Source organism: Mesorhizobium montanum, from assembly GCF_033977145.1.
Taxonomy (GTDB): Bacteria; Pseudomonadota; Alphaproteobacteria; order Rhizobiales; family Rhizobiaceae; genus Mesorhizobium; species Mesorhizobium montanum.
Genome location: NZ_JAVIJF010000009.1, coordinates 135,462 through 160,922 on the forward strand (window position 1 = coordinate 135,462; position 25,461 = coordinate 160,922).

The 25,461-nt window shown below is 63.5% G+C and carries 27 protein-coding genes; 17 read left to right on the plus strand and 10 right to left on the minus strand.

All coding sequences use genetic code 11. The features are described 5' to 3' along the window. Positions 1-31: 31 nt before the first annotated feature. The 4 genes from RFM68_RS14435 to RFM68_RS14450 form a co-directional block, all read right to left on the minus strand. Positions 32-1,285 (minus strand): L,D-transpeptidase family protein, encoded by a 1,254-nt coding sequence (locus RFM68_RS14435; protein ID WP_320233649.1) that lies wholly within the window; start codon positions 1,283-1,285, stop codon positions 32-34. Between the two features lie 387 nt (positions 1,286-1,672). Next, a complete protein-coding gene (gene ldtR, locus RFM68_RS14440; protein WP_013896002.1) occupies positions 1,673-2,188 on the minus strand; it encodes a transcriptional regulator LdtR in 516 nt (171 codons plus the stop codon). Positions 2,189-2,417: 229 nt separating this feature from the next. Beyond that, complete coding sequence (locus RFM68_RS14445) at positions 2,418-2,840, minus strand: DUF6163 family protein (protein ID WP_320233651.1); 423 nt, start codon at positions 2,838-2,840, stop codon at positions 2,418-2,420. Then, positions 2,837-3,880, minus strand: a complete 1,044-nt coding sequence (locus RFM68_RS14450; protein ID WP_320233652.1) for an enoyl-CoA hydratase/isomerase family protein — start codon at positions 3,878-3,880, stop codon at positions 2,837-2,839. Before RFM68_RS14450 ends, RFM68_RS14445 begins: the two co-directional genes overlap by 4 nt. A gap of 165 nt (positions 3,881-4,045) precedes the next feature. Between RFM68_RS14450 and RFM68_RS14455 the strand changes: the two genes are divergently transcribed. The 5 genes from RFM68_RS14455 to RFM68_RS14475 all read left to right on the plus strand — a co-directional run bounded on the left by RFM68_RS14455 (position 4,046) and on the right by RFM68_RS14475 (position 7,327). After that, entirely contained in the window at positions 4,046-4,858 is an 813-nt protein-coding gene (locus RFM68_RS14455) for a DUF2066 domain-containing protein (RefSeq protein WP_320233653.1), read from the plus strand. A gap of 126 nt (positions 4,859-4,984) precedes the next feature. Then, entirely contained in the window at positions 4,985-6,016 is a 1,032-nt protein-coding gene (hemB, locus tag RFM68_RS14460) for a porphobilinogen synthase (RefSeq protein WP_320233654.1), read from the plus strand. Between the two features lie 48 nt (positions 6,017-6,064). Continuing rightward, complete coding sequence (locus RFM68_RS14465; RefSeq protein ID WP_320233655.1) at positions 6,065-6,361, plus strand: nucleotidyltransferase family protein; 297 nt, start codon at positions 6,065-6,067, stop codon at positions 6,359-6,361. A 34-nt stretch (positions 6,362-6,395) separates the two neighbouring features. Then, a complete protein-coding gene (locus RFM68_RS14470; protein WP_320233748.1) occupies positions 6,396-6,644 on the plus strand; it encodes a HepT-like ribonuclease domain-containing protein in 249 nt (82 codons plus the stop codon). Positions 6,645-6,679: 35 nt separating this feature from the next. Next, positions 6,680-7,327, plus strand: a complete 648-nt coding sequence (locus RFM68_RS14475; protein ID WP_320233656.1) for a dihydrofolate reductase family protein — start codon at positions 6,680-6,682, stop codon at positions 7,325-7,327. 46 nt (positions 7,328-7,373) lie between these two features. Here RFM68_RS14475 and ppk2 read toward each other — a convergent pair whose 3' ends face one another. Next, a complete protein-coding gene (gene ppk2 / locus RFM68_RS14480; protein ID WP_320233657.1) occupies positions 7,374-8,294 on the minus strand; it encodes a polyphosphate kinase 2 in 921 nt (306 codons plus the stop codon). A gap of 269 nt (positions 8,295-8,563) precedes the next feature. Between ppk2 and RFM68_RS14485 the strand changes: the two genes are divergently transcribed. Beyond that, complete coding sequence (locus RFM68_RS14485; RefSeq protein WP_320233658.1) at positions 8,564-9,607, plus strand: aldo/keto reductase; 1,044 nt, start codon at positions 8,564-8,566, stop codon at positions 9,605-9,607. A gap of 102 nt (positions 9,608-9,709) precedes the next feature. On the opposite strand, the gene RFM68_RS14490 is transcribed toward RFM68_RS14485, so the two are convergent. Continuing rightward, the gene (locus RFM68_RS14490) at positions 9,710-10,681 is read right to left on the minus strand and encodes a glycosyl transferase family 90 (protein ID WP_320233659.1); all 972 of its coding nucleotides are present in this window, start codon (positions 10,679-10,681) and stop codon (positions 9,710-9,712) included. Positions 10,682-10,805: 124 nt separating this feature from the next. Next, the gene (locus RFM68_RS14495) at positions 10,806-11,471 is read right to left on the minus strand and encodes a GntR family transcriptional regulator (RefSeq protein WP_320233660.1); all 666 of its coding nucleotides are present in this window, start codon (positions 11,469-11,471) and stop codon (positions 10,806-10,808) included. A 115-nt stretch (positions 11,472-11,586) separates the two neighbouring features. Here RFM68_RS14495 and RFM68_RS14500 point away from each other — a divergent pair, with 115 nt between their 5' ends. Continuing rightward, positions 11,587-12,828: an MFS transporter gene (locus tag RFM68_RS14500; RefSeq protein WP_320233661.1), complete on the plus strand. Its 1,242-nt coding sequence runs from the start codon at positions 11,587-11,589 to the stop codon at positions 12,826-12,828. Between the two features lie 36 nt (positions 12,829-12,864). Further along, a complete protein-coding gene (locus RFM68_RS14505; protein WP_320233662.1) occupies positions 12,865-13,239 on the plus strand; it encodes a DUF423 domain-containing protein in 375 nt (124 codons plus the stop codon). A 209-nt stretch (positions 13,240-13,448) separates the two neighbouring features. On the opposite strand, the gene RFM68_RS14510 is transcribed toward RFM68_RS14505, so the two are convergent. After that, positions 13,449-13,592, minus strand: a complete 144-nt coding sequence (locus RFM68_RS14510; protein WP_320233663.1) for a hypothetical protein — start codon at positions 13,590-13,592, stop codon at positions 13,449-13,451. A gap of 171 nt (positions 13,593-13,763) precedes the next feature. Between RFM68_RS14510 and RFM68_RS14515 the strand changes: the two genes are divergently transcribed. Further along, complete coding sequence (locus RFM68_RS14515) at positions 13,764-14,843, plus strand: LacI family DNA-binding transcriptional regulator (protein WP_320233664.1); 1,080 nt, start codon at positions 13,764-13,766, stop codon at positions 14,841-14,843. A gap of 7 nt (positions 14,844-14,850) precedes the next feature. On the opposite strand, the gene RFM68_RS14520 is transcribed toward RFM68_RS14515, so the two are convergent. Beyond that, positions 14,851-16,089 (minus strand): OpgC family protein, encoded by a 1,239-nt coding sequence (locus RFM68_RS14520; RefSeq protein ID WP_320233665.1) that lies wholly within the window; start codon positions 16,087-16,089, stop codon positions 14,851-14,853. A 204-nt stretch (positions 16,090-16,293) separates the two neighbouring features. Here RFM68_RS14520 and RFM68_RS14525 point away from each other — a divergent pair, with 204 nt between their 5' ends. From RFM68_RS14525 to RFM68_RS14545, 5 genes are all read left to right on the plus strand, one after another. Continuing rightward, a complete protein-coding gene (locus RFM68_RS14525; protein WP_320233666.1) occupies positions 16,294-16,953 on the plus strand; it encodes an alpha/beta hydrolase in 660 nt (219 codons plus the stop codon). A 298-nt stretch (positions 16,954-17,251) separates the two neighbouring features. Next, positions 17,252-18,331, plus strand: coding sequence for a toxic anion resistance protein (locus RFM68_RS14530; protein ID WP_320233667.1), 1,080 nt, complete (start codon positions 17,252-17,254; stop codon positions 18,329-18,331). A gap of 10 nt (positions 18,332-18,341) precedes the next feature. Further along, the gene (locus tag RFM68_RS14535; RefSeq protein WP_320233668.1) at positions 18,342-19,913 is read left to right on the plus strand and encodes a substrate-binding domain-containing protein; all 1,572 of its coding nucleotides are present in this window, start codon (positions 18,342-18,344) and stop codon (positions 19,911-19,913) included. A gap of 8 nt (positions 19,914-19,921) precedes the next feature. Further along, positions 19,922-20,539 (plus strand): 5-bromo-4-chloroindolyl phosphate hydrolysis family protein, encoded by a 618-nt coding sequence (locus RFM68_RS14540; RefSeq protein WP_320233669.1) that lies wholly within the window; start codon positions 19,922-19,924, stop codon positions 20,537-20,539. Continuing rightward, positions 20,539-21,645, plus strand: a complete 1,107-nt coding sequence (locus RFM68_RS14545) for a type 2 periplasmic-binding domain-containing protein (protein WP_320233670.1) — start codon at positions 20,539-20,541, stop codon at positions 21,643-21,645. The genes RFM68_RS14540 and RFM68_RS14545 overlap by 1 nt, the downstream gene beginning before the upstream one ends. A 16-nt stretch (positions 21,646-21,661) precedes the next feature. Here the strand turns inward: RFM68_RS14545 and sthA are convergent, their stop codons facing one another. Further along, positions 21,662-23,050, minus strand: a complete 1,389-nt coding sequence (gene sthA, locus RFM68_RS14550) for a Si-specific NAD(P)(+) transhydrogenase (RefSeq protein WP_320233671.1) — start codon at positions 23,048-23,050, stop codon at positions 21,662-21,664. A gap of 183 nt (positions 23,051-23,233) precedes the next feature. Between sthA and RFM68_RS14555 the strand changes: the two genes are divergently transcribed. The 3 genes from RFM68_RS14555 (at position 23,234) to RFM68_RS14565 (ending at position 25,413) form a co-directional block, all read left to right on the plus strand. Then, positions 23,234-23,917, plus strand: coding sequence for a methyltransferase family protein (locus tag RFM68_RS14555; protein ID WP_320233672.1), 684 nt, complete (start codon positions 23,234-23,236; stop codon positions 23,915-23,917). A gap of 112 nt (positions 23,918-24,029) precedes the next feature. Further along, positions 24,030-24,500 (plus strand): RDD family protein, encoded by a 471-nt coding sequence (locus RFM68_RS14560; protein WP_320233673.1) that lies wholly within the window; start codon positions 24,030-24,032, stop codon positions 24,498-24,500. A 148-nt stretch (positions 24,501-24,648) separates the two neighbouring features. Beyond that, the gene (locus RFM68_RS14565) at positions 24,649-25,413 is read left to right on the plus strand and encodes an arginyltransferase (protein WP_320233674.1); all 765 of its coding nucleotides are present in this window, start codon (positions 24,649-24,651) and stop codon (positions 25,411-25,413) included. Positions 25,414-25,461 lie beyond the last annotated feature (48 nt).

Consider the following 25,461-nt stretch of genomic DNA (forward strand, 5'->3'; position numbering starts at 1 on the left):
GAGCGACCTTTTTGCTTTTTATATCAGATACTTACTGTGCGGAACTGATCTGCAGCTCGCTGGCGCCGTCGAGGGCATAGATGTCGTCGCGGAACTGCACGACGCCCGGAGCGGTCGACCAGGCCGACAGATAGAGGAAGTGGACCGGCACCGGGTTGACGACCTGGATCGGCGTGTTCTCGCCGGTCTTGATCGCCGCCTCGAAATGCTGGCGGTCCCAGCCGGGCGTGTCGCGCAGCACCCAGGTGACGAGGTCGCGCACGTTCTGGACGCGCACGCAGCCGGAGGAATCGAAGCGCATCAGCTTGCCGAACAGGCTCTGCTGCGGCGTGTCGTGCATGTAGACGCCGTCCGGGCTCGGGAAGTTGATCTTGACCGACGCCATCGCGTTGTTGTTGCCCGGATCCTGGCGGAAACGGTATTTAGCGGCATCGTCGGTCGACCAGTCGACGGTCATCGGATCGACCTCACTGCCATCCGGCGCGAACAGCCGGATGTGGCTCTCCTTGAGGTAGTTGGGGTCCTTCCGCATCAGCGGAATGATGTCCTTGCGCACGATCGAGACCGGCGCGTTCCAGTACGGATTGACGATGATCTCGTTGATCTTCGAGTTCACGATCGGCGTCTGGCGATCGATCTTGCCGACGATCGCGGTGTGGCGAAGCACCACGCGGTCGTTCTCGACCGCTTCGACCTGGGCGCCGGGAATGTCGACCAGCACATAACGGCTGCCGAGCGTGCCGGCCTTCTCCTTCAGGCGCTGCAGGTTGGTCTGCAGCTGGCCGAGCCGGATCTGCGCCGAAACGTTCATCGCCGTATAGGTGTATTTGCCCATGGCGCCGTCGGCCGGCAGGCCGTGACGGAGCTGGAAGCGCTTGACCGCCGAGTCGACATAGGAATCGAACGCCGTCGAAATGCCGGCGCTCTGCGGCAGATCGCCCGAGACCATCAGGCGCTTGCGCAGCGGCACGACATCCGGATCGTCGTCGCCGAGCTGCAATTTCTTGGTCGCCGGAACCTGCTCCCAGCCGCCCTGGGAGACGATGTTCTGATACTGCGCCACCGCCTGTTCGGTGAAGGCGACCGTCTGCTGGCTGAAGATCGGCAGCGTCGAGGCGACCTTGTTGGTGTCGGTGCGGCGGGCGTCGAACTGGTCGTCCCAATTGCCGCGCGTCGAGGATTTAAGGATGTCCCCGACCACGTCCTGGGCGCTGGCATGGCCGGCGACCACGGCGGCGGCGAGCGCGGACGCTCCGGTGAGAAAGAAACGGCGGCTGGTTCTCATGGCAGACATTCTTGCTTTAATCGCTCTCGCTCAATTCGCTTGCCGGGCGGCTTTGTCCGCACTCTAGGGTTGGCAAACTTAACATTTCGCCAACCATGCCCCGCGTCGACGGCTGCCAGAAACGCGCTGCCGCCACGCAGGTTCCAAGGAGCGCAAGGCATAGGCCCGCAGCATCACCCACGTTTCGCATCCACCGCGATTATGGCGGCAACGTGGCCTTGGCCCGCGATTTGCATGTGGCGGGAGGGTGAAAGAAAAGGCGGCGATGCCTTTCTGCATCGGTGGATGCTGCCGCGCCCTTCAAGCCCCGCCACAGTTGCGGCGGCGCGGCAAAAGAAGGACCGATGCGTTCCGGCACCGGCCCTCTATTGTTTTCCCCGGCCGCCCTTACATCCGGTAAGCGATCGTATCGTTCCAGAAGCGATCGAGCCGCTGGAGCGCGCGGTTCATCTGCTTGAACTCGTCGGTGTTGATGCCGCCGACCTGCTCGATCGAGCCGACATGGCGCTCGTAGAGGCCGGCGACGACGTCGGCCACCTCGTTGCCCTTCGGCGTCAGCGAGACGCGGACCGAACGGCGGTCGATGCGCGAGCGCTGGTGGTTGATGAAACCGAGGTCGACCAGCTTCTTCAGATTGTAGGAGACGTTCGAGCCGAGATAGTAGCCGCGCGAACGCAGCTCGCCGGCGGTCAGCTCCGAATTGCCGATGTTGAAGAGCAGCAGCGCCTGGATGGCGTTGATGTCGGAACGGCCGTTGCGGTCGAACTCGTCCTTGATCACGTCAAGCAGGCGGCGGTGCAGACGCTCCACCAGCTGCAGCGATTCCATGTACAGCGAGCGGATAGCCTCGCGGCGATCGTCGGATACGTTTGCGGTCTTCGCCGCCGGACGCGAATTGATCATTGTCTTTGCCTCTCGTTTGTCGCCTTGGTGATTTTTTGTTTTTCACCTTGATCGCGACACTATCGAATACTCATAAAATTCGACTTAAACGCCAGGGCTAACAAGAGCTTACCGGTAAGAGGTTTCGAAAGACGCTTAACGATCGGTCACCCGAGCAAGAACAATTAACCTAAAGATTTAGCCAATGGATCTCGGGGTCCAACGAGGCCGCGAAATCGGCCCTGGAAGCCTATTGGCGGAGCTGGCGCTTCTGCAGCCAGATGGTGACGCGAAAGACGATGTAGAGCAAGGCCACGCAGGCATGCGAGACGACGATCAGCAGCCGGTGGCCGAAGAGATCCGGGAAGCCGGCATACATCACCGTCTCGGTCGCGGCGCAGATGAACCAGATCACCGGTCCCCAGGACGCGAGCATCCAGAGCCCGGCTGCGGCGAAGGGAAAGAAAACGGCGAGCATGGCGGCCGCCACCTGCCAGTGCACCGGCATCAGGTCGAAGCGCCACAGCTCGCCCGGATAAATGCCGATCAGGCGGATCCAGTAGAGGATACCGAACAAAAGGCAGTAGCCGGCAATCACGCGCTGGAACCAGGCGAAGATGATTTCGGTGGTCGAGGGCTGCAGCACCACGCGCCTGGAGGTGACCTCGCTCACAGGACGAGCTCCTGGCGCCCAAGCGGCGCGAAATAGGCGTCGATGTCGGCAGCATTGACCGCATCCAGGTCCGCCGGCCGCCACGCGGGCTTCGAGCCCTTGTCGATGATGGCGGCGCGAATGCCTTCATAGAAATCATGGCCGGCAAGCATGCGGTTCAGGATGCGGAACTCCATCTTCATGCATTCGTCCATCGACAGCGTCTGCCCGGCGCTGATCTGGCGCCAGGCGATGTTGAGACTGGTCGGCGAGCGGGTTTTCAACGTCGCCAGCGTCCTCGCGGCAAAGGCGTCGCCTGCGGCGGCCTGATCGAGGCTGGCGATGATGCCGGCGAGCGAGCTTTTCGAAAAATGGCGCGCGATCGACTCCAGGTCCTGCCGCTCGGTCTCGCGTTTGGCGGGCACGAAGAAATCGCGCAATTCCGCATTCGCGTCGCCGCTTGTCGCCAGTTCGTCGAGCAGGCCCGCCTGGTCCTCGGCCTTGATGGTGTGGGTGGCGAGACCCGACCACAGCGCGTCGCCATGGCGGATGCGATTTCCGGTCAGCCCGAGATACATGCCGAAGCATCCGCCCAGATCCGGCAGCAAGTGGCTGGCGCCGACGTCGGGGAAAAAGCCGATGCCGACCTCGGGCATGGCGAACTGCGCGTTCTCGGTCAGCACCCGATGCGAGCCGTGGAAAGATATGCCGACACCGCCGCCCATGACGATGCCGTCGATCAGCGCGACATAGGGTTTTTTGAAGCGTGCGATGCGGGCATTGAGCCGATACTCGTCGGCGAAGAAGTCGACGGGCGGCCTGCCGGCGCGGCCGGCCTCATAGATGTGCAGGATATCGCCGCCGGCGGAAAAAGCCCTGCCCTCGGCCTTGACGACGACGACCCCGATCCCGGCGTCCTGCTCCCAGGCGTCGAGGGCCTTGCCGAGCGCCTTGACCATGTCGTGCGTGACGGCGTTGAGCGCCTTCGGCCGGGTCAATGTGACCACGCCCGACTTGCCCAGCCGCTCGAAGCGAATCTCGTCGCCTCCGCCAAAATCCATCACCAGAGTATCCCTCTCTCCGCCCGCCGGGGGAGAGAAGTGCTAAAGGCGGCATGGTGGCGCGTCAATGGTGGCGGTTCTTGCGCTGGCGGCCGGCCGCGCCAGATGTTAGGTAACCGGCAAAGGATCGCGCCTGCGCGCCCGACCGGTTTCGAGCAGATCGACATGCCTGGTATTTCCCGCTTCGTAGTTGGATTGGCCGGCCTCATGTGCCTGGGGGCTCCCGCACGTGCCGCGCCAATCGCCGACCTCTATCAGGCGCAGACCGTCGTCACCGGTACCGGGGACGTGAACCGGCAGATCGGCTTTCGCGATTGCCTCGACAAGGTGCTGGTCAAGGTCTCGGGCGACCAGCGGCTGACGCAGAAGCCGGAGATTCTGGCGCTGCGCGACAAGGCGGCCGACTTCGTCCAATCCTTCCGCTATCACGACCGGCTCGAAGGCATCCCGATCCATGACGAGCAAGGCACGCATGACCGGCCGCATGACCTGACCTGCATCTACAAGCCGGCTGTCGTCGACAAGCTCTTGGCGCAGCTCGGCAGCAGGCCTTGGCTTGGCGCGCGGCCGCTGATCGCCGTTTTCATGACCGCCGAGCAAGGTTCGCGGCATTTCGTGCTGACCCCCGACGAGGATCGTGGCGACGCGATGCGCGAATCCTTCACCAACGCCGCCAGTCCTTTGCTGATGCGCGTCAGTTTTCCGAAAACCGAGCAGCTTGGCGGCCTCGATGAGAAAGCGCTCTCGGCGGCCGACATGGCAAGGCTCGACAATCTCGCGAAGAAGGCGCGAGCGGCCCGGGCGCTCGCCGGCAGCATCGTCTGGAGCGACAAGGAGCTCGGCTGGATCGCCGACTGGCGCCTGGCCGCTCGCGGCAAGACCTATCGCTGGCAAGTGCGGGGCGTCAGCTTCGACGAGGCTTTTCGCGTTGCCATGAGAGGCGCGGCGCAGATTTTGTCGGGGAATGGGCAGCCTTGACGCTCCCTCATCCGCGTGCGGGCACCTTCTCGTCGTGAACGGGAGAAGAAGGCTGGCACAATCGTGTCGCATTGGTCAGCGACAAGGGCGCGTGGTAAAAAGCCGACCAAAGCGAGAGTCTTGGCGATGAACAAATTCACCCCCGCAAAACCTGCCGGCGCGCGCAGCGTCGACGAGATCACCGGCAGCCGGCGGCTGCGGCGCATGCGCAAAGCCGACTGGTCGCGACGGCTGGTGCAGGAGAACCAGCTCTCGGTGAACGACCTGATCTGGCCGATCTTCGTTATCGACGGCAAGAACACGCGCGAGCCGATCGCCGCCATGCCGGACGTCTATCGCCTGACCATCGATCTCGCGGTGAAGGAAGCCGAGCGCGCCGCCAAGCTAGGCATTCCGGCCATTGCCACCTTCCCCAATGTCGAGCTTGCGCTGCGCGACCAGACCGGCTCGCACATCCTCGACCCGGACAACGTCATCAACCGCGCCACGCGCGCCATCAAGGACGCGGTGCCGGAGATCGGCATCATCACCGATGCCGCGCTCGACCCCTTCACCAGCCATGGCCATGACGGCATTTTGCGCGACGGCATCATCGTCAATGACGAGACGGTGCAGCAGGTCACCGCCGCGGCCGTCATCCAGGCTGCCGCCGGCGCCGACATCATCGCGCCGTCCGACATGATGGACGGCCGCATCGGCGCCATCCGCGACGCGCTCGACGCCAACGGCTTCCAGGACGTGGCGATCATGTCCTATGCGACGAAGTTCGCCTCGGCCTTCTACGGGCCCTATCGCGAGGCAGTAGGCACCGCCGGCCTGCTCAAGGGCGACAAGAAAACCTATTACATCGACCACGCCAATTCGGACGAAGCGGTGCGCGAGGCCGAGCAGGACCTCGCCGAAGGCGCCGACATGCTGATGGTGAAGCCCGGCCTGCCCTATCTCGACATCATCCGCCGGCTGAAGGACGAACTGCAGATGCCGACCTTCGCCTACCAGGTGTCAGGCGAATATTCGATGATCAAGGCGGCCAGCGCCAATGGCTGGATCGATGGCGAAAAGGCGATGCTGGAATCGCTGCTTGCCTTAAAACGCGCCGGCTGCGACGGCGTGCTGACCTATTTCGCGCCGACCGTGGCGGAGATGCTGAGGGGCTGAGCTTCCTGGCGACTTTGGAATTCTGACGCGATCCGTTAGAATGTATTCATGAACAGGACTGAAGTGATCGAACGGTTGCGGAAGAACGCTGGTGCTATCAGAGGCATGGGCGCGACTTCGCTTTATCTGTTCGGGTCGGCCGCCCGTGGCGACGCGCATTCAGACAGTGATCTCGATCTTTTCATAGACTATGACCCGGCGCGGCGCTTTTCCCTGATCGATCTTGTCGGCATCAAACAATTTCTCGAAGAAAAAATGTCGACCGAAATCGACATCACCACAAGGGACAGCCTTCATCCGATGCTGAAGGCTGATATCGAACGATCGGCCGTGCGCGTATTCTGATGGGCCCCGTCGGATCAAGCCGATCCTCGCCGAGATCCGGGCGGCCCTCGATGGCATCGCTGCTGCTACAGCCGGCAAGACGTTGGAAGATTTCCGTAGCGATTGGCTGCTTCGCCACGGCGTCGAGCGTGGCATCGAGATCATTTCCGAAGCCGCCCGGCACGTTCCGGACGATCTGACCGCTCTTGCTCCAGTCAGACACCCTCCAGCAACGATCCTCTCACTGGCCGCCTCGTATGGGTTGGAAAATACTGCTTGCACTATGCAATCAGCCCAGCCATAACTGCTTTCGATATACAACCAGTTTAGGAGGCGATTGTGTCCAAGCTACGTGTCAACGCTTTCACCTTGTCGCTCGACGGTTATGGCGCCGGTCCCGACCAGGACCTCACCAATCCGCTCGGCATCGGCGGAGAAGGTCTCCACAAATGGATGATCGGCACCCGTACCTTTCGCCAGATGGTGCTCGGCAAGGACGGCGGCACCACCGACATCGATGACGGCTTCGCCGTGCGCAGCTTCGAGAATGTCGGCGCCTGGATCCTCGGCCGTAACATGTTCGGGCCGGTCCGCGGCGAATGGCCTGACGAGAGCTGGAAAGGCTGGTGGGGCGACAACCCGCCCTATCACGTGCCGGTCTTCGTGCTGACGCACCACAAGCGGGCGCCGATCGGGATGGAAGGCGGCACGACATTCTACTTCGTCACCGACGGCATCCATTCGGCGCTCGAACAGGCAAAGGCCGCGGCCGACGGCAAGGATGTGCGGGTCGGCGGCGGCGTTTCGACAATCCGCCAATATCTCGAGCGGCGGCTGATCGACGAGATGCATCTGGCGATCTCGCCGATCCTGCTCGGATCGGGCGAGCACCTCTTCGCCGGCCTCGACATGCTGAAGCTCGGCTATCGCTGCACCGGGCAGGTTGCGACGGCCGATGCGACGCATGTGATGATCGGGCGGGCATGAGGAGCGTAATCTCCCCCACGAGGGGGGAGATCGCAGCTTCACTGCCTCAATACTTCCCCGGCACGTAGAGGTCGCGTGGCAGGACCTGGCGCTCGTATTGCGGATTGAAGACGCGCTCCGGCAGCGAGATTTCCTCGTGCGGGACTTCCTCGTAGGGCAATTGCTGCAACAAGTGGTCGATGCAGTTCAGCCTCGCCCGTTTCTTGTCGTTGCCCTCGACGATGAACCAGGGTGCTTCCGGGATGTTGGTGCGGGCGAAGGTCTCTTCCTTGGCCTTGGTGTACTGCTCCCAGCGCACGCGCGACTGCAGGTCCATGGGCGAGAGCTTCCACTGCTTCATCGGATCGTGGATGCGCATCAGGAAGCGCATCTGCTGCTCCTCGTCGGTGATCGAGAACCAGTATTTGACCAGCGTGATACCGGAACGCACCAGCATGCGCTCGAATTCCGGCACGTCGTGAAAGAACTCCTCCACCTGATCCTGGCCGGCAAAGCCCATCACCCGCTCGACGCCGGAGCGGTTGTACCAGGAGCGATCGAACAGCACGATCTCGCCGCCGGCCGGCAGATGCGGCACATAGCGCTGGAAATACCACTGCGACTTTTCGCGCTCGGTCGGCGCCGGCAATGCCACGACACGGGCGATACGCGGGTTGAGCCGCTGGGTGATGCGCTTGATGACGCCGCCCTTGCCGGCGGAATCGCGGCCTTCGAAGACCACCACCAGCTTCTTCTTGTGATAGGCGACCCATGATTGCAGCTTGATCAGTTCCGATTGCAGCCTCAGCAATTCACGGAAATAGGTCATCCGCTCCATGGAAGGCGGATGCGACTTCTTGTAGATCTTGGCGATCTCCAGCGAGAGCGCCGGTTCGGAAATCTCCAGCTCATAGTCCTCGTCGAGCGTGTCCTCGAGTTCGGCTTCGAGCCAGTCCTTCGCCCCGGAATTCGGTTTGACTTCGTTCATCGCGCTACTCCCGCCAGCTGTCAGCCATCGTTGCTGCTTCGGATGCTTTCCAGCCGGGGCTGGAAACGCAATTCCTTGAGCCGACTGAGATACAGAGCGGCAATGACGGTTTTATTGCAAGCGTTCGGCAGCAGGCATCGATGTAGCCGATATGTGATCGGCTCGTATCGATAGCGGGCGACAAACCGCCCGATTTGTCCTACAAATCCCCACGCCTTCTTCCCGGCGCCCGCCACGGCGCTTCTTCAAACAAAATTGCGAGGACCGACATGGAATACCGCACGCTGGGCCGATCCGGCTTGAAAGTCTCGACATTGACGCTTGGCACCATGACCTTCGGCGGCTCGGGCCCGTTCGCCGCCGTCGGCAACTCCGATCTGGCGGAAGCCAAGCGCATCATCGACACCTGCATCGATGCCGGCATCAACCTCATCGACACAGCCAATGTCTATTCCAACGGCCTGTCGGAAGAGATCATCGGCGAGGCGCTCGGCGGCAGGCGCAAGAACGATGTGCTGATCGCCTCGAAGGCGCGCATGCGCATCGGCAGCGGCCCCAATGACGAAGGCTTGTCGCGCCACCATCTGATCCGTGAATGCGAAAAGAGTCTGAAGCGGCTCAGGACCGACGTCATCGACATCTATTTCGTCCACCAGTGGGATGGCCTCACTCCGGTCGACGAGACGATCGCGGCGCTCGACACCTTGGTCAACCAGGGCAAGATCCGCTATATCGGCTGCTCCAACTACTCCGGCTGGCAAGTGATGAAGGCGCTGGCGGTCAGCGACAGCCGGCATCAGGCGCGTTTCGTCACCCAGCAGATCCACTACACGCTGGAAGCGCGCGAGGCCGAATACGAATTGCTGCCGATCTCGGTCGACCAGGGTCTCGGCGTGCTGGTCTGGAGCCCGCTGGCCGGCGGCCTGCTCTCCGGCAAATATCATCGCGACAGCCCGACCGCTCGCCAGCTTGGCGGCTGGAAGGAACCGCCTATCCGCGACGAGGACCGCTTGTGGCGGATCGTCGACGTGCTGGTCGACATCGGCAAGGCGCGCGGGATCTCGGGTGCGCAGGTGGCGCTTGCCTGGCTGCTCGGTCGTCCAGCCGTAAGCTCGCTGGTGATCGGCGCCCGCAACGAGGCGCAGCTCAAGGACAACCTCGCCGCGGCCAGCCTTTCGCTGACCGAAGAAGAGCGGCAGCGCCTCGATGTCGTCAGCCGGCCGCCGGTGCTTTATCCCTACTGGCACCAGCAGTTCACCGCCAGGGACCGTTTCGGGCCGGCCGATCAGGTGCTCGACCGCTCTCACGCTTAGAGCAATGCCAGGAAAAGTGCGTAGCGGTTAGGCTCGGCGCCTTCGCCGTAGCCTTCCGTCCGGAATTTGCGCAAGAGCAAAGACTTGGAGCGGCGGAACCGTTCAGCCGGCGATAAAGCGCCAGACTTCGGGATCGGGCTGAATCTGCCCGCTCAGCACGAAATATTTGTAGAGGACGAGCAGCGAGATCGCCTGCTCGTCCCGCTCATTGCCGAATCTGCGGCAATAGGCATTGGCAGCCGCGGTTATCCGTCCCGCCTCGGCGGGATGTTTGTCGTAATAAGCCACTTTCTCGACCAGATCGGAGAAATCCTGCTCCAGCGGCACGTAGTGGACATTGGGCTCGACCTGGGCTTCGGCAAACCAGGTTTCATAGGTCGGTTCCGGCATCAGGCAGAGCGAATTGGAGCTCATGATCCATTTCAGGTTTGTCGCGACATCATTGCCTTCGAGCGAGACGATGTAGCGATAACGGCGCTGCTGCTCGATGTTCAGGAAGGGCTTGCGGAATCCGTCCGGCGCATCGGCCCTGTGGGAACCGGCGTCGCAAATCGGCAGGTTGGCGGCCTTTTCCATGAAGCGGGTGCGTATCGGATTGTTGAAATGACCGCGCCAGACCACCATCGGGCGCTTGGAAGCGAAAGGCAGGCTGTCGGGCGGCATGTAGAAGTGACGAAACTTGTTCAGCTTCATCAACACGCCATTCGCATTGTCGTCGCCGATGGGCCGGTCCTTGACGATCCTCGGGACCTCGGGAACGCCGACGACGTCGCCGTATTCGAAATCGATCAGCAGACCGGGATCGAAATAGCGGGCGAATTCCTTGAGGTCGTAATAATACATGCTGGACGAGGTCGGCAGCTTGCCGACGGCCATGGCGTTCGGACCGGGCACGAACGGGTGTTCCAGCTTGTTGTAGTAGTTCAGCCGCTCGCGAACCGTCTTGCCCGACAGCCTGGCCTGCTCGAGCCGGTTGGCCAAGCGGTCGCGGAACAGGGACTGCGGTGCGCGGTCACGCGCGAAATTGCGTGCGTAGTAGAACAGCTTTGCGGCGGTTCGTGAAATTGTGGCCATGCGTCCGCGAGTTCAGCAAGATGGTCAATGATAGTCAGCCTTCATCCCCTCGTCTCCTACAGCATTCTCGCGGCAATGTTGCAAGCCTGCTAATGCTGCCGGCCTTGCCGCGACGTGTTCCGCCTCAGGCCGCGACCACGGCAAATCCGCGTGCGCGCAAACCCCGGCGGTCGTCATGCAGCGAGGTGACCAGCCGCTCGCGGCTGCCGGCGATGTGACCGGAAAGCAGCCGCGCCGCCTCGTCCGCATGGCCGGCCCTGACGGCGGCGAGGATGGCATGATGTTCGGCCCAGGCGCGGCCAAGCGCCTTTTCATCCCGCACTTCCAGCCAGCGCGCCCGCGACAGCCTGGTCATCGCGTCGCGAACGGCCCTCAGCAGAAACTCGTTGCCGGCAAGCCTTGCCAGTTCGATGTGGAAATCCATTCCGACACGGTGCCATTCCTCGCGCGGTGTCTCGGCATCGCAGGAATCAAGCATCGCCGCGATCACGTCGATCCCGCTGCGGTCTTCGAGCGCCGCCGTCAGGCGGACAGCCGCGACCTCGACCGCCTCGCGGTAGACGGCGATCTGCCCGAGTTCCGCGAGGTTGATCGGCGCCACCGTCCAGCCGCGGCCGTCGCGGCCGACCAGCCCTTCCGTCTCCAGCCGTAGCAGCGCCGCCCGCACCGGGGTGCGAGACGCGCCGAAACGGCCTTCGATCCAGCGCTCGGTCAGCCGCTCGCCCGGGCCGATCTCCAGGCCGAGGATCATCTCGCGAAGCTGCCTTTCGACATTTTGCATCTGCGACATTGTCGTCCTGCTTTCCAAAGCCGCATTGACAAGCGGCAAGTGCCAGGTCCATGAGAATACCATCTTGGTATCCCAAATTGGTATCCGCAACAATCCCAGCATTGGCACGCGTGACATGACGCCGGACGCATCCGAACAGAGCGGCTTCAACATCCATTGGCGGCGCAACCTTGCCGTCTGCTTCGCCGGCTCGTTCAGCATGCTGATCGCCATGACGCTGCTGTTGCCGTTTCTGCCGCTCTATGTCGAACAACTCGGCGCCGTTGATCACGCGGCGATCGTGCAGTGGTCGGGCATCGCCTATGGCGCGACCTTCTTCGCGGCAGCGCTGGTCGCGCCCTTGTGGGGGCGGCTGGGCGACCGCTACGGCCGCAAGCTGATGCTGGTGCGCGCTTCGTTCGGCATGGCGATCTGCATGTCGCTGACCGGCATGGTTCAGAGCGTCTGGCAATTGGTGCTGCTTCGGCTGCTGATCGGCTTTGCCGGCGGTTATTCGTCGGGTTCCACGATCCTGGTGGTGATGCAGACGCCGAAGGAGCGTTCGGGCTGGGCGCTGGGCGTGCTGGCAGCGGGCATCACCGCGGGCTCGCTGGTCGGACCGCTGCTCGGCGGCCTGCTGCCGCCGCTGATCGGCATCCGCGCGACCTTCCTGCTTTCGGGCGCCGTCATCTTCCTGGCGTTCCTGGCCACGACTTTCCTGATCAAGGAAACCCCGCCGCCGCCCAAGCCTGGCTCGAAGCCGAAAAGCGGCTGGTCGCAGATACCCGACAAGCGGCCGATCGTCGCCATGCTGACCACCGGCATGCTGCTCGCCTTCGCCACCATGTCGATCGAGCCGATCATCACCGTCTATGTGCAGCAGCTCATCGAAGACCAGAGCAAGGTCACGATCGTCGCCGGCGTCGTCATGTCGGCGGCGGCGCTCGGCACCATCCTGTCGTCATCCTGGCTCGGCAAGCTCGCCGACCGCGTCGGGCACTGGAACGTCGTGGTCGGCGCGCTTGCCGTCTCGGCGCTGCTGCTTATCCCGCAGGCTTTCGTCACCAATGGCTGGCAGCTGATCGGCCTGCGCTTCCTGATGGGCCTGGCGCTGGGCGGCCTGTTGCCCTGCATCACCAGCGTCATCCGCCATAACATCCCCGATGGTATCGGCGGCAATGTGCTTGGGCTGGCGATCTCGGCGCAATATGTCGGCCAGGTCGCCGGGCCTCTGTCGGGCGGCTTCGTCGGCGGGCATTTCGGCATGCGCTCGGTATTTCTGGGCACATCGGTGCTGATGGCGATGGGCGCGGTCTACAACTGGATTGTCCAGTCGCGCCGGGCACGGCATATGCTGCTGGAAGCCGGCGAGTCCTGATCGGCCACGCCGGCCAGCCAACAGGGAGCATCCAAAATGAGCTTTGCCGCGCAACCGTCGAACGGCGGCAGCCGTATCCTGGTCCTGGTCGCCGGGCTTGTCGGTGCGGCGGGCGTGGCGCTGTCGGCGACGGCTGCGCATCGCGGCGGCGCCTTCACCGGCACCGCGGCCAACTTCCTCCTGATGCATGCGCCGGTGTTCCTTGCCATCGGTCTTGCCAGCGCCAATCGCTGCCTCCGGATCGCCAGCCTGGTCCTGCTTGTCGGCCTGCTGCTGTTTTGCGGCGATCTGCTTGCGCGCGACTTCCTAGGCTCGCGGCTGTTCCCGATGTCGGCGCCGATCGGCGGCACCCTGCTGATCGCCGGCTGGGTGGCGATCGCCGTCTCGGCGCTGTGGCGTCCTCGCCCCTAGACTTTTTTGGCGACTATTTTCGGCCAGCCTGCCGCCTGCGCCTACGAGCGGGCAGCTCGCCAGCGCGGCGCCGTTCAGGCTGTTCGGTACCGGGCGTGATGCCCCAATAGTTGCGATAGATGTCCTGAAACAGATGACCAATCGGATGCATGACTGCTTCTCCTTGAATTGAATCGATCCAATACGCCGACGCGAAAAATGGCTGTGGCTCAGCCGCGCTTGCGCTCCACAAGCAAACGCGGCGCACGCTTCCATGGACTCAATGTCCCGCGGCGCTTCTCGCTGACGGTGACCGAGGCAATGCCCCAGTCGTTGCGATAGATGTCCTCGAACAAATAACTCACCGGATGCATGGCACCCTCCTACTGAAACCCGCTCCACCTTGAGCGCTTGGATCGATTCAAATCATAGACATCGCGCGCCTCAAGTCAAGCGAATATTTGAATCGATCCAACAAAAATGTTAGATGACCGGCAGCAAATCAGAGGTCATGTTCGTCCCGTGACCGGATTCGGAGGAACGAGATGGCATCACTCCTCGAAGGCCAGGCAAGACCCATCCGGCTGGCCGACATCGCCAAGGCCGCAGGCGTCTCGCATGGCACGGCCTCGAATGTTTTCAGCCGCCCCGAGATCGTGCGCGCCGAGGTGCGCGAGCGGGTCAAGGCGGTTGCGGAGCAGATGGGCTATGCCGGCCCGGACCCGAAAGGCCGGCTGCTGCGCGCCGGCAAGGTCAACGCTATCGGCGTTGCCACCACCGAACCCCTCTCCTACTTCTTCGACGACCCGTTTGCCCGCGTGATGATGGCCGGCATTTCCGAAGCCTGCGACGCCGTCGGCGCGGGCATCGCGCTGGTCTCGGCCGCCAATCAGGAAAAGCTTGCCTGGAACATCCAGAGCGCGCTTGTCGACGGTTTCATCCTGTTTTGCATCGAAGGCGGTTCGCGCCTCGTCGACCTGACGCGCGAGCGCAGGCTGCCCTTCGTGGCGCTGGAACTCGGTTTCCAGGATGAGACCGTATCGGCGATCGGCATCGACAACGTGGCAGGCGCGCGGCTTGCCGCCCGCCATCTCGCCGAACTCGGCCATCGCCGCTTTGCCGTGCTCTCGCTGGGCTTTGCCGACGACCGCACTGGCTTTGCTACGCCCGAAGTGGTGCGCAGCGCGGTCTACACGGGAACGCGCGACCGCCTTGCCGGCTATTTCGAAGAGCTTTCCCGGTTCGGCGTCGATACGGCGAACATCCCGGTCTATGAGACCGAGAACGAGGAAAAAAGCACCAAGGCCGGCCTCGAGGCTATTTTCGCCAAGGGCGAACCGCCGACCGCCATCCTGGCAATGTCGGACCGCATGGCACTCGTCGCCATCGATTGGCTGAAAGAGCGGGGGCTCGACGTTCCCGGCGATGTCTCGATCGTCGGCTTCGACGGCGTGGCGGACGGCGCGCTGTGCACGCCGCCGCTTACCACCATCGCCCAGCCGATCACCGAGATCGGCCGCCGCGCCGCGCGCATGATCCTCGACCATGACGGCGCGGTGCGGCGCGAGACGATGGGCGTCGAGCTCATCGTCAGAGCGTCGACCGGTCCGGCCTGCAAAGGCTGAGCGAAACTCAGTAGCCGCCCACCCTCGCCGGCACCGGTTGCGCTCCGAACGGCGCACGCGCAGGCTCCTCGCGCACCGGCTTGGCACGCGACGGGCCGAGGCCCGCGAGCCATTCGAGATAGAGCGCTAGCGCGAACTGCATGGCGATACCGGCCGAGATCAGCAGGGTATCGTAGGCCGCGCCGCCCGGGTTGATCAGCTTGAGCACCTGCGCCGCCATGGCAAGCAGCGTGCCGGCGATGAACACCGGCAGCGAGCGCTTGCCCAGGATCGCCAGCGGATTGTCGGGCCGGACGCGGAAGAGGTTCGAAACCGCCGGCAGTGCGACGATCAGGTAGCTGATGGCGAGAATGTGCAGCAGCCGCGGCAGCGACAGGAAGGTCTTGTCGAAGCCGCCGATCACCACCGGCAGGTTGAACCAGGTGATCTGGCCCCAGAGCGGGCTGTGCACCCAGATCGCCGCGCCGGCCACATAGACGCCGGCGGCGCCAAGCAGCCCCGGATTGCGCGGGATCCGCCCGCCCCGCCTGACATGCAGCATGGCGGCAAGGCCGATGTTGAACAGGAACTGCCAGGACAGCGGATTGAGGAACCAGAGGCCAGGCTCAGGATAGTTCGGCGGCGCGATCTGCCAGATGCCGGCAACGAGCCAGAGCAGACCGGACACGATCAGCGCCGGCACCGGCCGATAGCTGACGAACAGCACAAAAGCTGGTGCCGCCAGAAGCAGCGCCGCATAGACCGGCAGGATGTTGTTGTAGCCGAGCTGGTGGCCGAGCGCGACGATGCCAAGCAGCACTTGCGGCGTGTTGCGCATCAAGGGTTCGATGTTGATCATCGTCAACATCTCCGGCCGATGCGCGAACACCGCAGCGGCGCAAAACAGCGCGATCACCACCATCGTGATGACGAGATGGGAAATGTAGAGCACGCCGGCGCGCCGCCACATCTTCAAGGTCGCCAGCAACCGGCCGCCCGGCTTGAATTTCGTGCCGTAGGCCAGCGCCACCGAGATGCCGGAAATCAGCACAAAGGCTTCGGCCGCGTCGGAAAAGCCAAAGTTCTTGTAGGTCCAGTTCTCGAAGACCGTGCCCGGCACATGGTCGACGAAAATGGTGAGCAGCGCGAGCGCGCGCAGCACATCGATACGCGTATCGCGATCTTTGATACGCGTGTCGCGATCGGAGACGCGCGTATCGCGCTCACCGATACGCTTATCGCGATCGTTGGAAACAGGGGTGGTCATCGACAAAAGGCCTTAAAGCTGGTTGTTCATACCCAGCAATGCGACCCCCGGGGCGCACCGCTTCGATTCCTCCCACGGGGAGTGTATCGGCGCAGAAACGGACTGAAATGCGCCTGGTTCAATCAACTTTCGCGGAGCAGAAAAATATTGCGTTTTGAAGCCGGCAAACCAATGAATCTTTCATGGAATCAAATGGATATGAGCATGTCCGAATATGACGGCGAAAACAACATTCTTCGCCGCGATCTCGACTTTGCCTACCGCCTGCTGAAGCCGGCAGATGCAAGCGGCGAGTGCCTGTTCGTGCTGCACGGCTCGGGTGTCGACGAGACGACAATGCTGCCGCTGGCAATGCGGATCGCACCGCGCGCGGTGATCGTCGCGGCACGCGGCCGCATCCCGCAGGAGGACGGATTTCGCTGGTTCGAGCGAATCACGCCGACCCGTTTCGAACAGGCCAGCATCCATGCCGAGACGGCCGCCTACGCCCAATTCGCGACGGAAGCCGCACGGCAACATGGGCTCGACCTTAAGCGTGCGACCTTCCTCGGCTATTCGAACGGCGCCAATGTCGTGTCCAGCCTGATGCTGCTCCATCCCGGCACGGTCAGGCAGGCGGCGCTTTTGCGGGCGATGCCGGTGCTCGACACCTCGCCGAGGGCCGATCTCGGCGGCAGCCGAGTGCTGATCGTCGCCGGCGCCGCCGACCAGACCTACGGCCCGTTCGCGCCGGCTCTGGTGACGCTGTTCAGCCAGCATGGCGCCGAGATCGACGCGCGCATCGTTGCCGCGGGCCATGAAGTCGGCGATGCGGACGCCGCGATCGTGCGGCAATGGCTGGCAGCGCATATTGCGGTCGCCTGACCAGGCCCGCCAAACGGGCCTCGGTGCCGGTAATCAACGGGTCGAGACGTTCTCGAAAAGCGCCTCGTAACCACCAGCCCGGGAACGGGCAGGCGCTTGCTCCTCGAGGAGACAGCCTACCGTATAGCGCCCGATTAAGACCAAGGCCGACCGCAAGGCGTCCTCACCGGACGGGAGCTCGTCCAGGCACGGGTTGAAAGAGTAACGCACTTCACAGTCCAAAGCGGCATGCCGCTCCATTGTCATATGTCTGTCACACACTGTCTATCGAGATACTGTTCACTGAGGGGAGGTCTCAATGGCCGGTGAAAACAGCATCACTCTGCTCGACGACACTTCGAAATTGCCTGTCATTGCCGCCAGTCCGGGTGACGTCGCCAGGATTGAAGGCGGCATCGATATTGGCGACCGCGCGGCGATTTCGGTCTTCGGCGACCGCGCCCAGCAATCGGTCAGCGACTATGCCGACAAGATCCTGTCGCAGATCCGCAACCGCGATCTCGGCGATACCGGCACGTTGCTCACCGACATCATCATGAAGGCCAAGAACCTCGATCCCGCCTCGCTGAAGGACGAAGGATTTTTGAGCAACCTGTTCTCCTCGTTCAAGGCCAGGCTCGAACGCTTCAAGGAAAAATACGAGGATGTCGCCGGGCAGATCGACCGCATCGGCCTCGAGCTCGACCGCCACAAGGATACTCTGCGCCGCGACATCGCCGTGCTCGACGATCTGCACGAGCAGACGAAGGACTCCATCCTTAACCTCGACGCCTATGTGCAGGCCGGCAAGAAATTTGTCGACGACTACCGCGCCAAAGAACTGCCGAAGCTGAAGGCGGCGGCCGACGCCAAGGCGAGCGATTCTGCCGGTACATTGGAGGCGCAGACCTATCAGGACGCGGTGCAGGCGCTCGACCGGCTGGAGAAGCGCATCTTCTATCTGGTGCAGGCGCGCCAGCTCGGCATCCAGCAATTGCCGCAGATCCGCATCGTGCAGGGCGGCGACGAAACGCTGATCGAGAACCTGCAGGCGACTTCGGCGCTGACCGTGCCGGCCTGGAAGCAGAAGATGGTCATCCTGCTTGGCCTGACCAACCAGAAATCGGCGCTGGAGCTGCAAAAGACGGTGACCGACGCCACCAACGAGATGATCCGCCAGACATCGAAGATGATGAAGGACCAGGCCATCTCGATCGAGGAGCAGGCGCAGCGCGGCATCGTCGATGTCGAGACACTGGCACAGGCCAACCGTGACCTGATCGACACCGTGCAGGGCGTGCTCAAGGTCCAGGAGCAAGGCCGGCAGAAGCGGGCCGACGCGGAGAAGCAGATGGACCAGATGACCGCCGACCTCAAGAAAGCGCTCACCCAGGGCTGACGGGGCCTCGATGCGAATGAAGCTTTCGTCCGTTTTCGCGCTGGCGGCTGCGTTGCTGCTGGCGGCCTGCAATTCGAGCAATGTCAAATTCTCGATCGTTTCCGGTTCCGAGAACACGGTGCTGGAGCCGATCGTACAGGAATTCTGCGCCAAGCAGGGCGCGACCTGCACCATCTCCTACCAGGGCTCGCTCGACATCGGCCTCGGTCTCCAGAAGGCCGGCGGGCTCGATCAGGACGCGGTGTGGCCGGCGTCGAGCGTCTGGGTCGACCTGTTCGATTCCGGCCGCAAGGTGCGCAACCTCACCTCGATCGCGCAGATGCCGGTCATCCTCGGCGTGCGCAAATCCAAGGCCGCCGAACTCGGCTGGATCGGCAAGGACGTTTACATGAAGGACATCCTTGCCGCGGTGAAGGACGGCAAGCTCAAATTCCTGATGACGTCCGCCACACAGTCCAATTCCGGCGCCAGCGCCTATCTGGCGATGCTCTCCAGCGCGCTCGGCGGCAAGGAAGTGATCCAGCCCGGCGACCTCGACAATCCAACTGTCCACGACGCGGTCGGCGCGCTGCTGCAGGGCGTCGAGCGCTCTTCCGGCTCTTCCGGGTGGCTCGCCGATCTCTATGTCGATTCGGCGCGCAAGGGCACGCTCTATGACGCGATGTGGAATTACGAGGCGACGCTGAAGGAGACCAACGACAAGCTGAAGCAGATGGGCGACGAGCCGCTCTTTGCGGTCTATCCGGCCGATGGCGTGGCGGTCGGCGATTCCCCGCTCGGCTTCATCGATCACGGGCGCGGCGCCGATGTCGAAAAATTCTTCACCGACCTCCTCGCCTATCTGCAATCGGATGCGGTGCGCAAGCGCATCGCCAACACCGGCCGGCGGTTGCCGCTCGGCGGCGCAGCGATCCAGGCGACGGCCGAACCCGACTGGAATTTCGATCCCGGCAAGCTGGTGACGTCGATCCGCATGCCGGAGCCCGCGGTGATCCGCACCGCGCTCAACCTCTATCAGGAGGCGCTGCGCAAACCGTCGCTGACGGCGCTCTGCTTCGACTTCTCCGGTTCGATGGAGAACGAGGGCGAGACGCAGTTGCAGCAGGCCGCGCAGTTCCTGTTCACGCCGGAAAAAGCGAGCGAGGTGCTGGTGCAGTGGACGCCGTCCGACCACATCTTCGTGCTACCTTTCGACAGCACGGTGCGCGACATTTTCGACGCGACGGGCGATCCGGCGGGCCAGAACCGGCTGCTCGGCGACGTCGCCCAGCAACGCGCCGGCGGCGGCACGGACATGTATGCCTGCGCGTCGCAGGCGCTGCAGAAGATACTGGCCACGCCCGACCTTTCGAAATACCTGCCGGCCATCGTCATCATGACGGACGGCCGTACCGACGGCAGCGCCGAGCCGTTCCTGGCGCAATGGCGCCAGGCGCCGATGCGGGTGCCGGTCTTCGGCATCACCTTCGGCGATGCCGACAAGAGCCAGCTCGACAGCCTGGCCAAAGCGACCTCGGCGCGCGTCTTCGATGGCGGTGGCGACCTTGCCGGTGCCTTCCGCGCCGCGCGCGGCTATAACTAAGGCCAAAGATGCGCGGCTTGTTCGGCAATGACTGGAACTGGATCGTGGCGGGGCTGGTATCGGCCGCGCTGCTGATTGGTCTCGGCACGCTGACCCACTTCCCCTTCCTGGTCTCGGCGGCGATCTCGGTGCTGGTGTTCGCCGGGCTGATCTTCGTGCTGGCGCCACGCCAGCTTTTCGAAGGGCTCGACCTGCGCTCCATCGGCGGCGGCCAGGTGGCGTTCGCACGCGAATTGCTGGCGCAGGCGCAGCCGGCGGCCGACCGGCTGGCGGCCGCGTCCGGCTCGATCGCCGACAAGGATATGAAGGCCAAGGTGAAGAACCTGTCCGACATCGCCACCGACGTGATCTCCAAGGTCGAGGCGAAGCCGGCAAGTGCGGCTTCCGTCCGGCGCTTCCTGACCTATTACGTGCCGCAGGCGGCGGAAGTCGCGGAAGGCTATGCGATGCTGGCCGACCGCCGCGCGCCAAGCCAAGAGCGGCTTGCCAATGTCGGCGCGGTGATCACCAAGCTGCAGGACGCCTTCGTCCACTATGCCGACAGCCAGGCGGACTCCGAGCTTGGCACGCTCGACGTTGACCTTCGACTCATTCAGGAGTCGCTGAAAGAGGATATCGGTCGCTGATGGCTCTTTCTCGCCGCGCTTTCGGACTGGGACTGCTTGCCGCCGCCGCGGCCGGAACGGGCGGCTATCTGACGCTCAAGGACCGGCCGGAGTTTCGCGGCTATCTCGGCAACCGGGCGCATCTGTTCGGCTTCATCGGCGGCGAGAAACAGGCCTTCCTGGCCGACCCCGATGTCGTCGGCGCGCTCGGCGGCTACGGGCTCGAGCTCGATGCGCGCGTCGCCGGCTCGGTCGAGATGGTGCGCGAGCCGGCGCTCCTGACGCAAAAGCCGCAGTTCCTGTGGCCGTCCTCGTCGATCATGGTCGACCTGGCGCGCAAAAGCGGCGTTTCCATCCGCAATGACCAGGTGGTGCTCAATTCGCCGATCGTGGTCTACACCTGGGGGCCGGTGGTCGAAGGGCTGAAGAAGAGCGGGCTGGTCACCGTCGCCGCCAAGGGCGGCTACAACCAGCTCGACCTCAAGGCGCTGCTCGACGCCATACTGGCGGGGAAGACCTGGTCGGATCTCGGCATTGACGAGCTCTACGGCCGCGCCCGCATCGTCTCCACCGACCCCAACCGCTCCAACTCCGGCTTCATGTTCGCCGGCCTTGTGCTCAGCCTGATGAGCGGTGATGTGGCGACGCAGGAACTGCTGGCCCAACACGGTGAGCAGGCCAAGGCGATCTTTCGTGGCATGGGGCTGAAATCGTCCTCGTCGGGCAAACTGTTCGACCAGTATATTGCCGGCGGGCTCGGCGCCGAGCCGATGGCGGTCGGCTACGAAAACCAGCTGGTGGAATGGGCGCTGGCCGATCCGGCGCGCTGGCAAAGGGTGCAGGCCGGAACCGGCGCCAAGCCGGAAATCCTCTATCCGCGCCCGACCGTCTATTCGGCGCATCCGCTGATCGTCATCGATCCGGCGGTCGACCAGTTGCTCGAAGCGCTAACCAGCCCCAAGCTGCAGGAGCTTGCCTGGTCGAAGCATGGTTTTCGCGGCCCGCTCGGCACCGTGGCAGGCGACGCCGACGCTATCGCCGGCGTGCGGCCGGCGGAAATCGAGGCCGTGCTGCCGATGCCGTCGGCCGACGTGATGCTTTCGCTGCTTTCGCAGTTGGAGGTGTAGAACAACGCAGCGGCTTTCAGCCCTGCCCCATCCGGTTCCAGGCATCGAGCCCCGCAATCTTGTAGGCCTCGGCCAGCGTCGGATAGTTGAAGGTGTTGTTGACGAAAAAATCGACGGTGCCGCCGAGATTGATCACCGCCTGGCCGATATGGATGAGCTCGGTGGCGCCCTCGCCGACGATATGGGCGCCGAGCAGGCGGCGCGTCTCGACCGAGAACAATAGCTTCAGGAAGCCGCTGCTGACGCCCATGATGTGGCCGCGCGAGGTCTCGCGGAAACGCGCCAGGCCGACCTCATAGGGAGCGCCGCTCTCGCGCACCTGTTCCTCCGACTGCCCCACCGTCGAAATCTCCGGCACGGCGTAGATGCCGTACGGAAAGCTCTCCGGCGGCGGCGGCAGGTTGACGCCGAAGGCGTGGCATGCCGCCACGCGGCCCTGCTCCATCGAGGTCGAGGCAAGGCTCGGAAAGCCGATGACGTCGCCGGAGGCGTAGATGTTCGGCACGCTGGTCTGGAAGGTCTGCGGATCGACCTTGATGCGGCCCCTGGGATCCGCCTCGATGCCGACCAGGCCGAGGCCGAGGCTGGCGACATTGCCGGTGCGGCCAGCGGCGTAGAGCACCATCTCCGAGCGGATGGTGCGGCCATCCGCCAGCGTCACCTCGGCATGGTCCGGCTTCGAGGCGATCTCCTTTACGGTGCTGCCGAGCCGGATGGTCATGCCGCGGTCGCGCATCTGGTGGATGAAGTCGTCGACGATCTCGCGGTCGATGAAGTCGAGGATGGTGTTGCGCGGCTCGACCAATGTCACCGGCACATCCAGCGCCGAAAAGATGGTGGCGTATTCGACGCCGATGACGCCGGCGCCGATCACCGTCAGCGTGCGCGGCAGATGGTGGAGTTCCAGCATCTCGTCGCTGTCGAAGACGCGCTTCTTGTCGAAGGGCACGTCGGCCGGCCGGTGCGGTCGGGTGCCGACGGCGATCAGCGCGTTGGCGAACCCGATCTCGCTGTAATCGCCATTGTCGGCGGTCAGGCTGACCTTGTTCGGCGTGAGGAATTTTACCGCGGCGCGGGCGCTCCTCACCGTGTTACGCATGAACTGGTGCTGCAGCACCTCGACCTCATGGTCGAGCGTCTTGTGCAGCCGGTCGACCAGATCGCTGATCGAAATGTCCTGCTTGACCCGGTAACCGCGCCCGTAGAAGCCGCGTTCGCGCCAGCCCGAGAGGTTGAGCACCGTCTCGCGCAGCGTCTTCGACGGGATGGTGCCGGTATGCACCGAGACGCCGCCGAGGCGCCGGCCCCTGTCGACCACCAGCACCGATTTGCCGAGCTTGGCCGACTGTACCGCGGCGCGGCGCCCCGAAGGCCCGCTGCCGATGACCAGCATATCGTAGTCCATGTCCCCGCCCCCTTTGTGCGCCGCAGCAAGCTAGACCGGGAAGAATGTCATGTTCAACTGCCAACACACCATTCCTGCGCAACGTGAATCCGCCAGATACAACCAAAAGCACCCCAAACCTTAACCGGACGGCAAGGCTCGCGTGCAATGGTCCCGATTGAGGGGACCAGCGGGGTAGCAGAATTGGCCATTTCCAAAGGTGATGCGCTGACTGGCGCGGAAACGGGTTTTTGGTCCGGACTGCGAAGCAGCGAGACCGTCACCGATCTTCGCGAGGGCCTGTTCCGTTTCATAGCGCTGGCCGTTGCCGCGGTCTTCGTCTATCGCGGCGCGCGCCATCTGGTCATCGACCCAGGCCGGCTGAACATCCTGTTGCTGATGATATCCGACGTGCTGACTTTTACCTGGCTGCTGCTGGCACGCCGGCCAATCGTCCGCGACTGGCGCCCTTTCACCGTATTCATCTCACTGACGGCCGGCTTCGGCTCGGGCTTTGTCTCGCTGCAGGACGGCATCGCGATCATCCCGCTCTATATCGCGGCGCCGCTGCAGTTCCTGGCGCTGTGGCTGGTGATCTGGGGCAAGATGTCCCTCGGGCGCTCTTTCGCCATCCTGCCCGCCAATCGCGGTGTCGTCACCGGCGGGGCCTACCGGTTCGTGCGGCACCCGATCTATGCCGGCTATCTGGCGGGGCACATCATGTTCCTGCTGTCGAGCTTCTCGATCTACAATTTCACCGTCTACGCGATCATCACCCTGTTCCAGGTCCACCGCATCCTGCGCGAGGAACGCATCCTGGCGCTGACAGGGGAATATCGCGACTATCTCGGGCGGGTTCGCTACAGGCTCTGCCCGGGCATCTTCTGATATCGCGCGCCGGTCCGCCGGCGGGCACGTTCCTTGATTTCCAGGCCGCCCTCACCATCTGACAGAGAGGCGGCAGGCATTCTCACACGGATGCCGCGATCGAGGAACGGACATGAACGCACGCGTATTGGATGGCGAGATCATCACGACCCGGTTCGAGGACACCCGCGCTTATCGCGGGGTGCGGACAAGGCGCATCTTTGCCTTCCTCCTCGACTATTTCTTCGTCGCGCTGCTGACCATTCCTTTCGCCATCCTGGTCGCCATCCTCGGTCTTTTGACCTTCGGCCTTGGCTGGGTGCTGTTTTCCGTGCTCGTGCCGATGGTTGCCATCCTCTACATCTGGAACACGCTGGGCAGCCGCGACCAGGCGACGACCGGCATGAAGATCATGGGCATCCGCCTGGAGAAGCTCGACGGCAGCCGCATCGACGGCATGACGGCGGTGGTGCACTCGGTGCTGTTCTGGGCCGGCAATGTCATCCTGACGCCGCTGGTGCTGCTGGTCACGCTGTTCTCCGACCGAAAGCGCACGCTGCACGACCTGCTGCTCGGCACCGTGGTCACCCGCACCGACATCTGACGATGTCCACGGCCGCGTTCATCGAACCGCTGCGCCGCCTGTGCTTAAATATGAACAGGCCGGGGCCGTCGCGGCAGCATAATCCTGTTGAATTTTTCGCCGACCGGGCCAAAGGTAGGGTGATTCACAGGAGCGTTTCCAAGATTAGATGACGCAGCATCCGACCCAGTCGCCGCAGTTCTTCCTGACCGCGCCGTCACCGTGCCCCTATCTGGAGGGGCAGTTCGAGCGCAAGGTGTTCACGCACCTTGTCGGCGACAAGGCGCCGGAGATGAACGACCTTTTGACGCAAGGCGGCTTCCGGCGCTCGCAAAACATCGCTTACCGCCCGGCCTGCGAGTCTTGCCGCGCCTGCGTGTCGGTCCGCATCCTGGCGCAGGAATTCGAGCCCAGCCGCAACATGCGCCGCGTCATCCAGCACAACGCCGATCTCGTCGGCGCCATGCATGACGCGCAGCCCTCGACCGAGCAATACTCGCTGTTCCGCGGCTATCTCGATGCCCGCCATCGCCGTGGCGGCATGTCCGACATGACCGTGCTCGACTATGCGATGATGGTGGAAGACACGCATGTCGACACCAAGATCATCGAATACCGGCGTCGCGGCCCGGACACTTTCATCACCGGCAGAGGCCAGGGCGAGCTGATCGCGGTGGCGCTGACCGACAAGATGGCCGACGGCCTGTCGATGGTCTATTCCTACTTCAATCCCGACTTCGAGGACCGTTCGCTCGGCACTTTCATGATCCTCGACCACATCGCCCGCGCCAAGGCGATGGGCCTGCCCCACGTCTATCTCGGCTACTGGGTCAACGGCTCGCGCAAGATGAGCTATAAGATGCGCTTCATGCCGCAGGAGCATCTCGGCCCGAAAGGCTGGGAACGCTACGACCACGAAGCGGTCAGTCGCTGAACCGCCTCGAGTTTCACCCTTAAACTGTTTCAAGAAGGAGGACGCTGG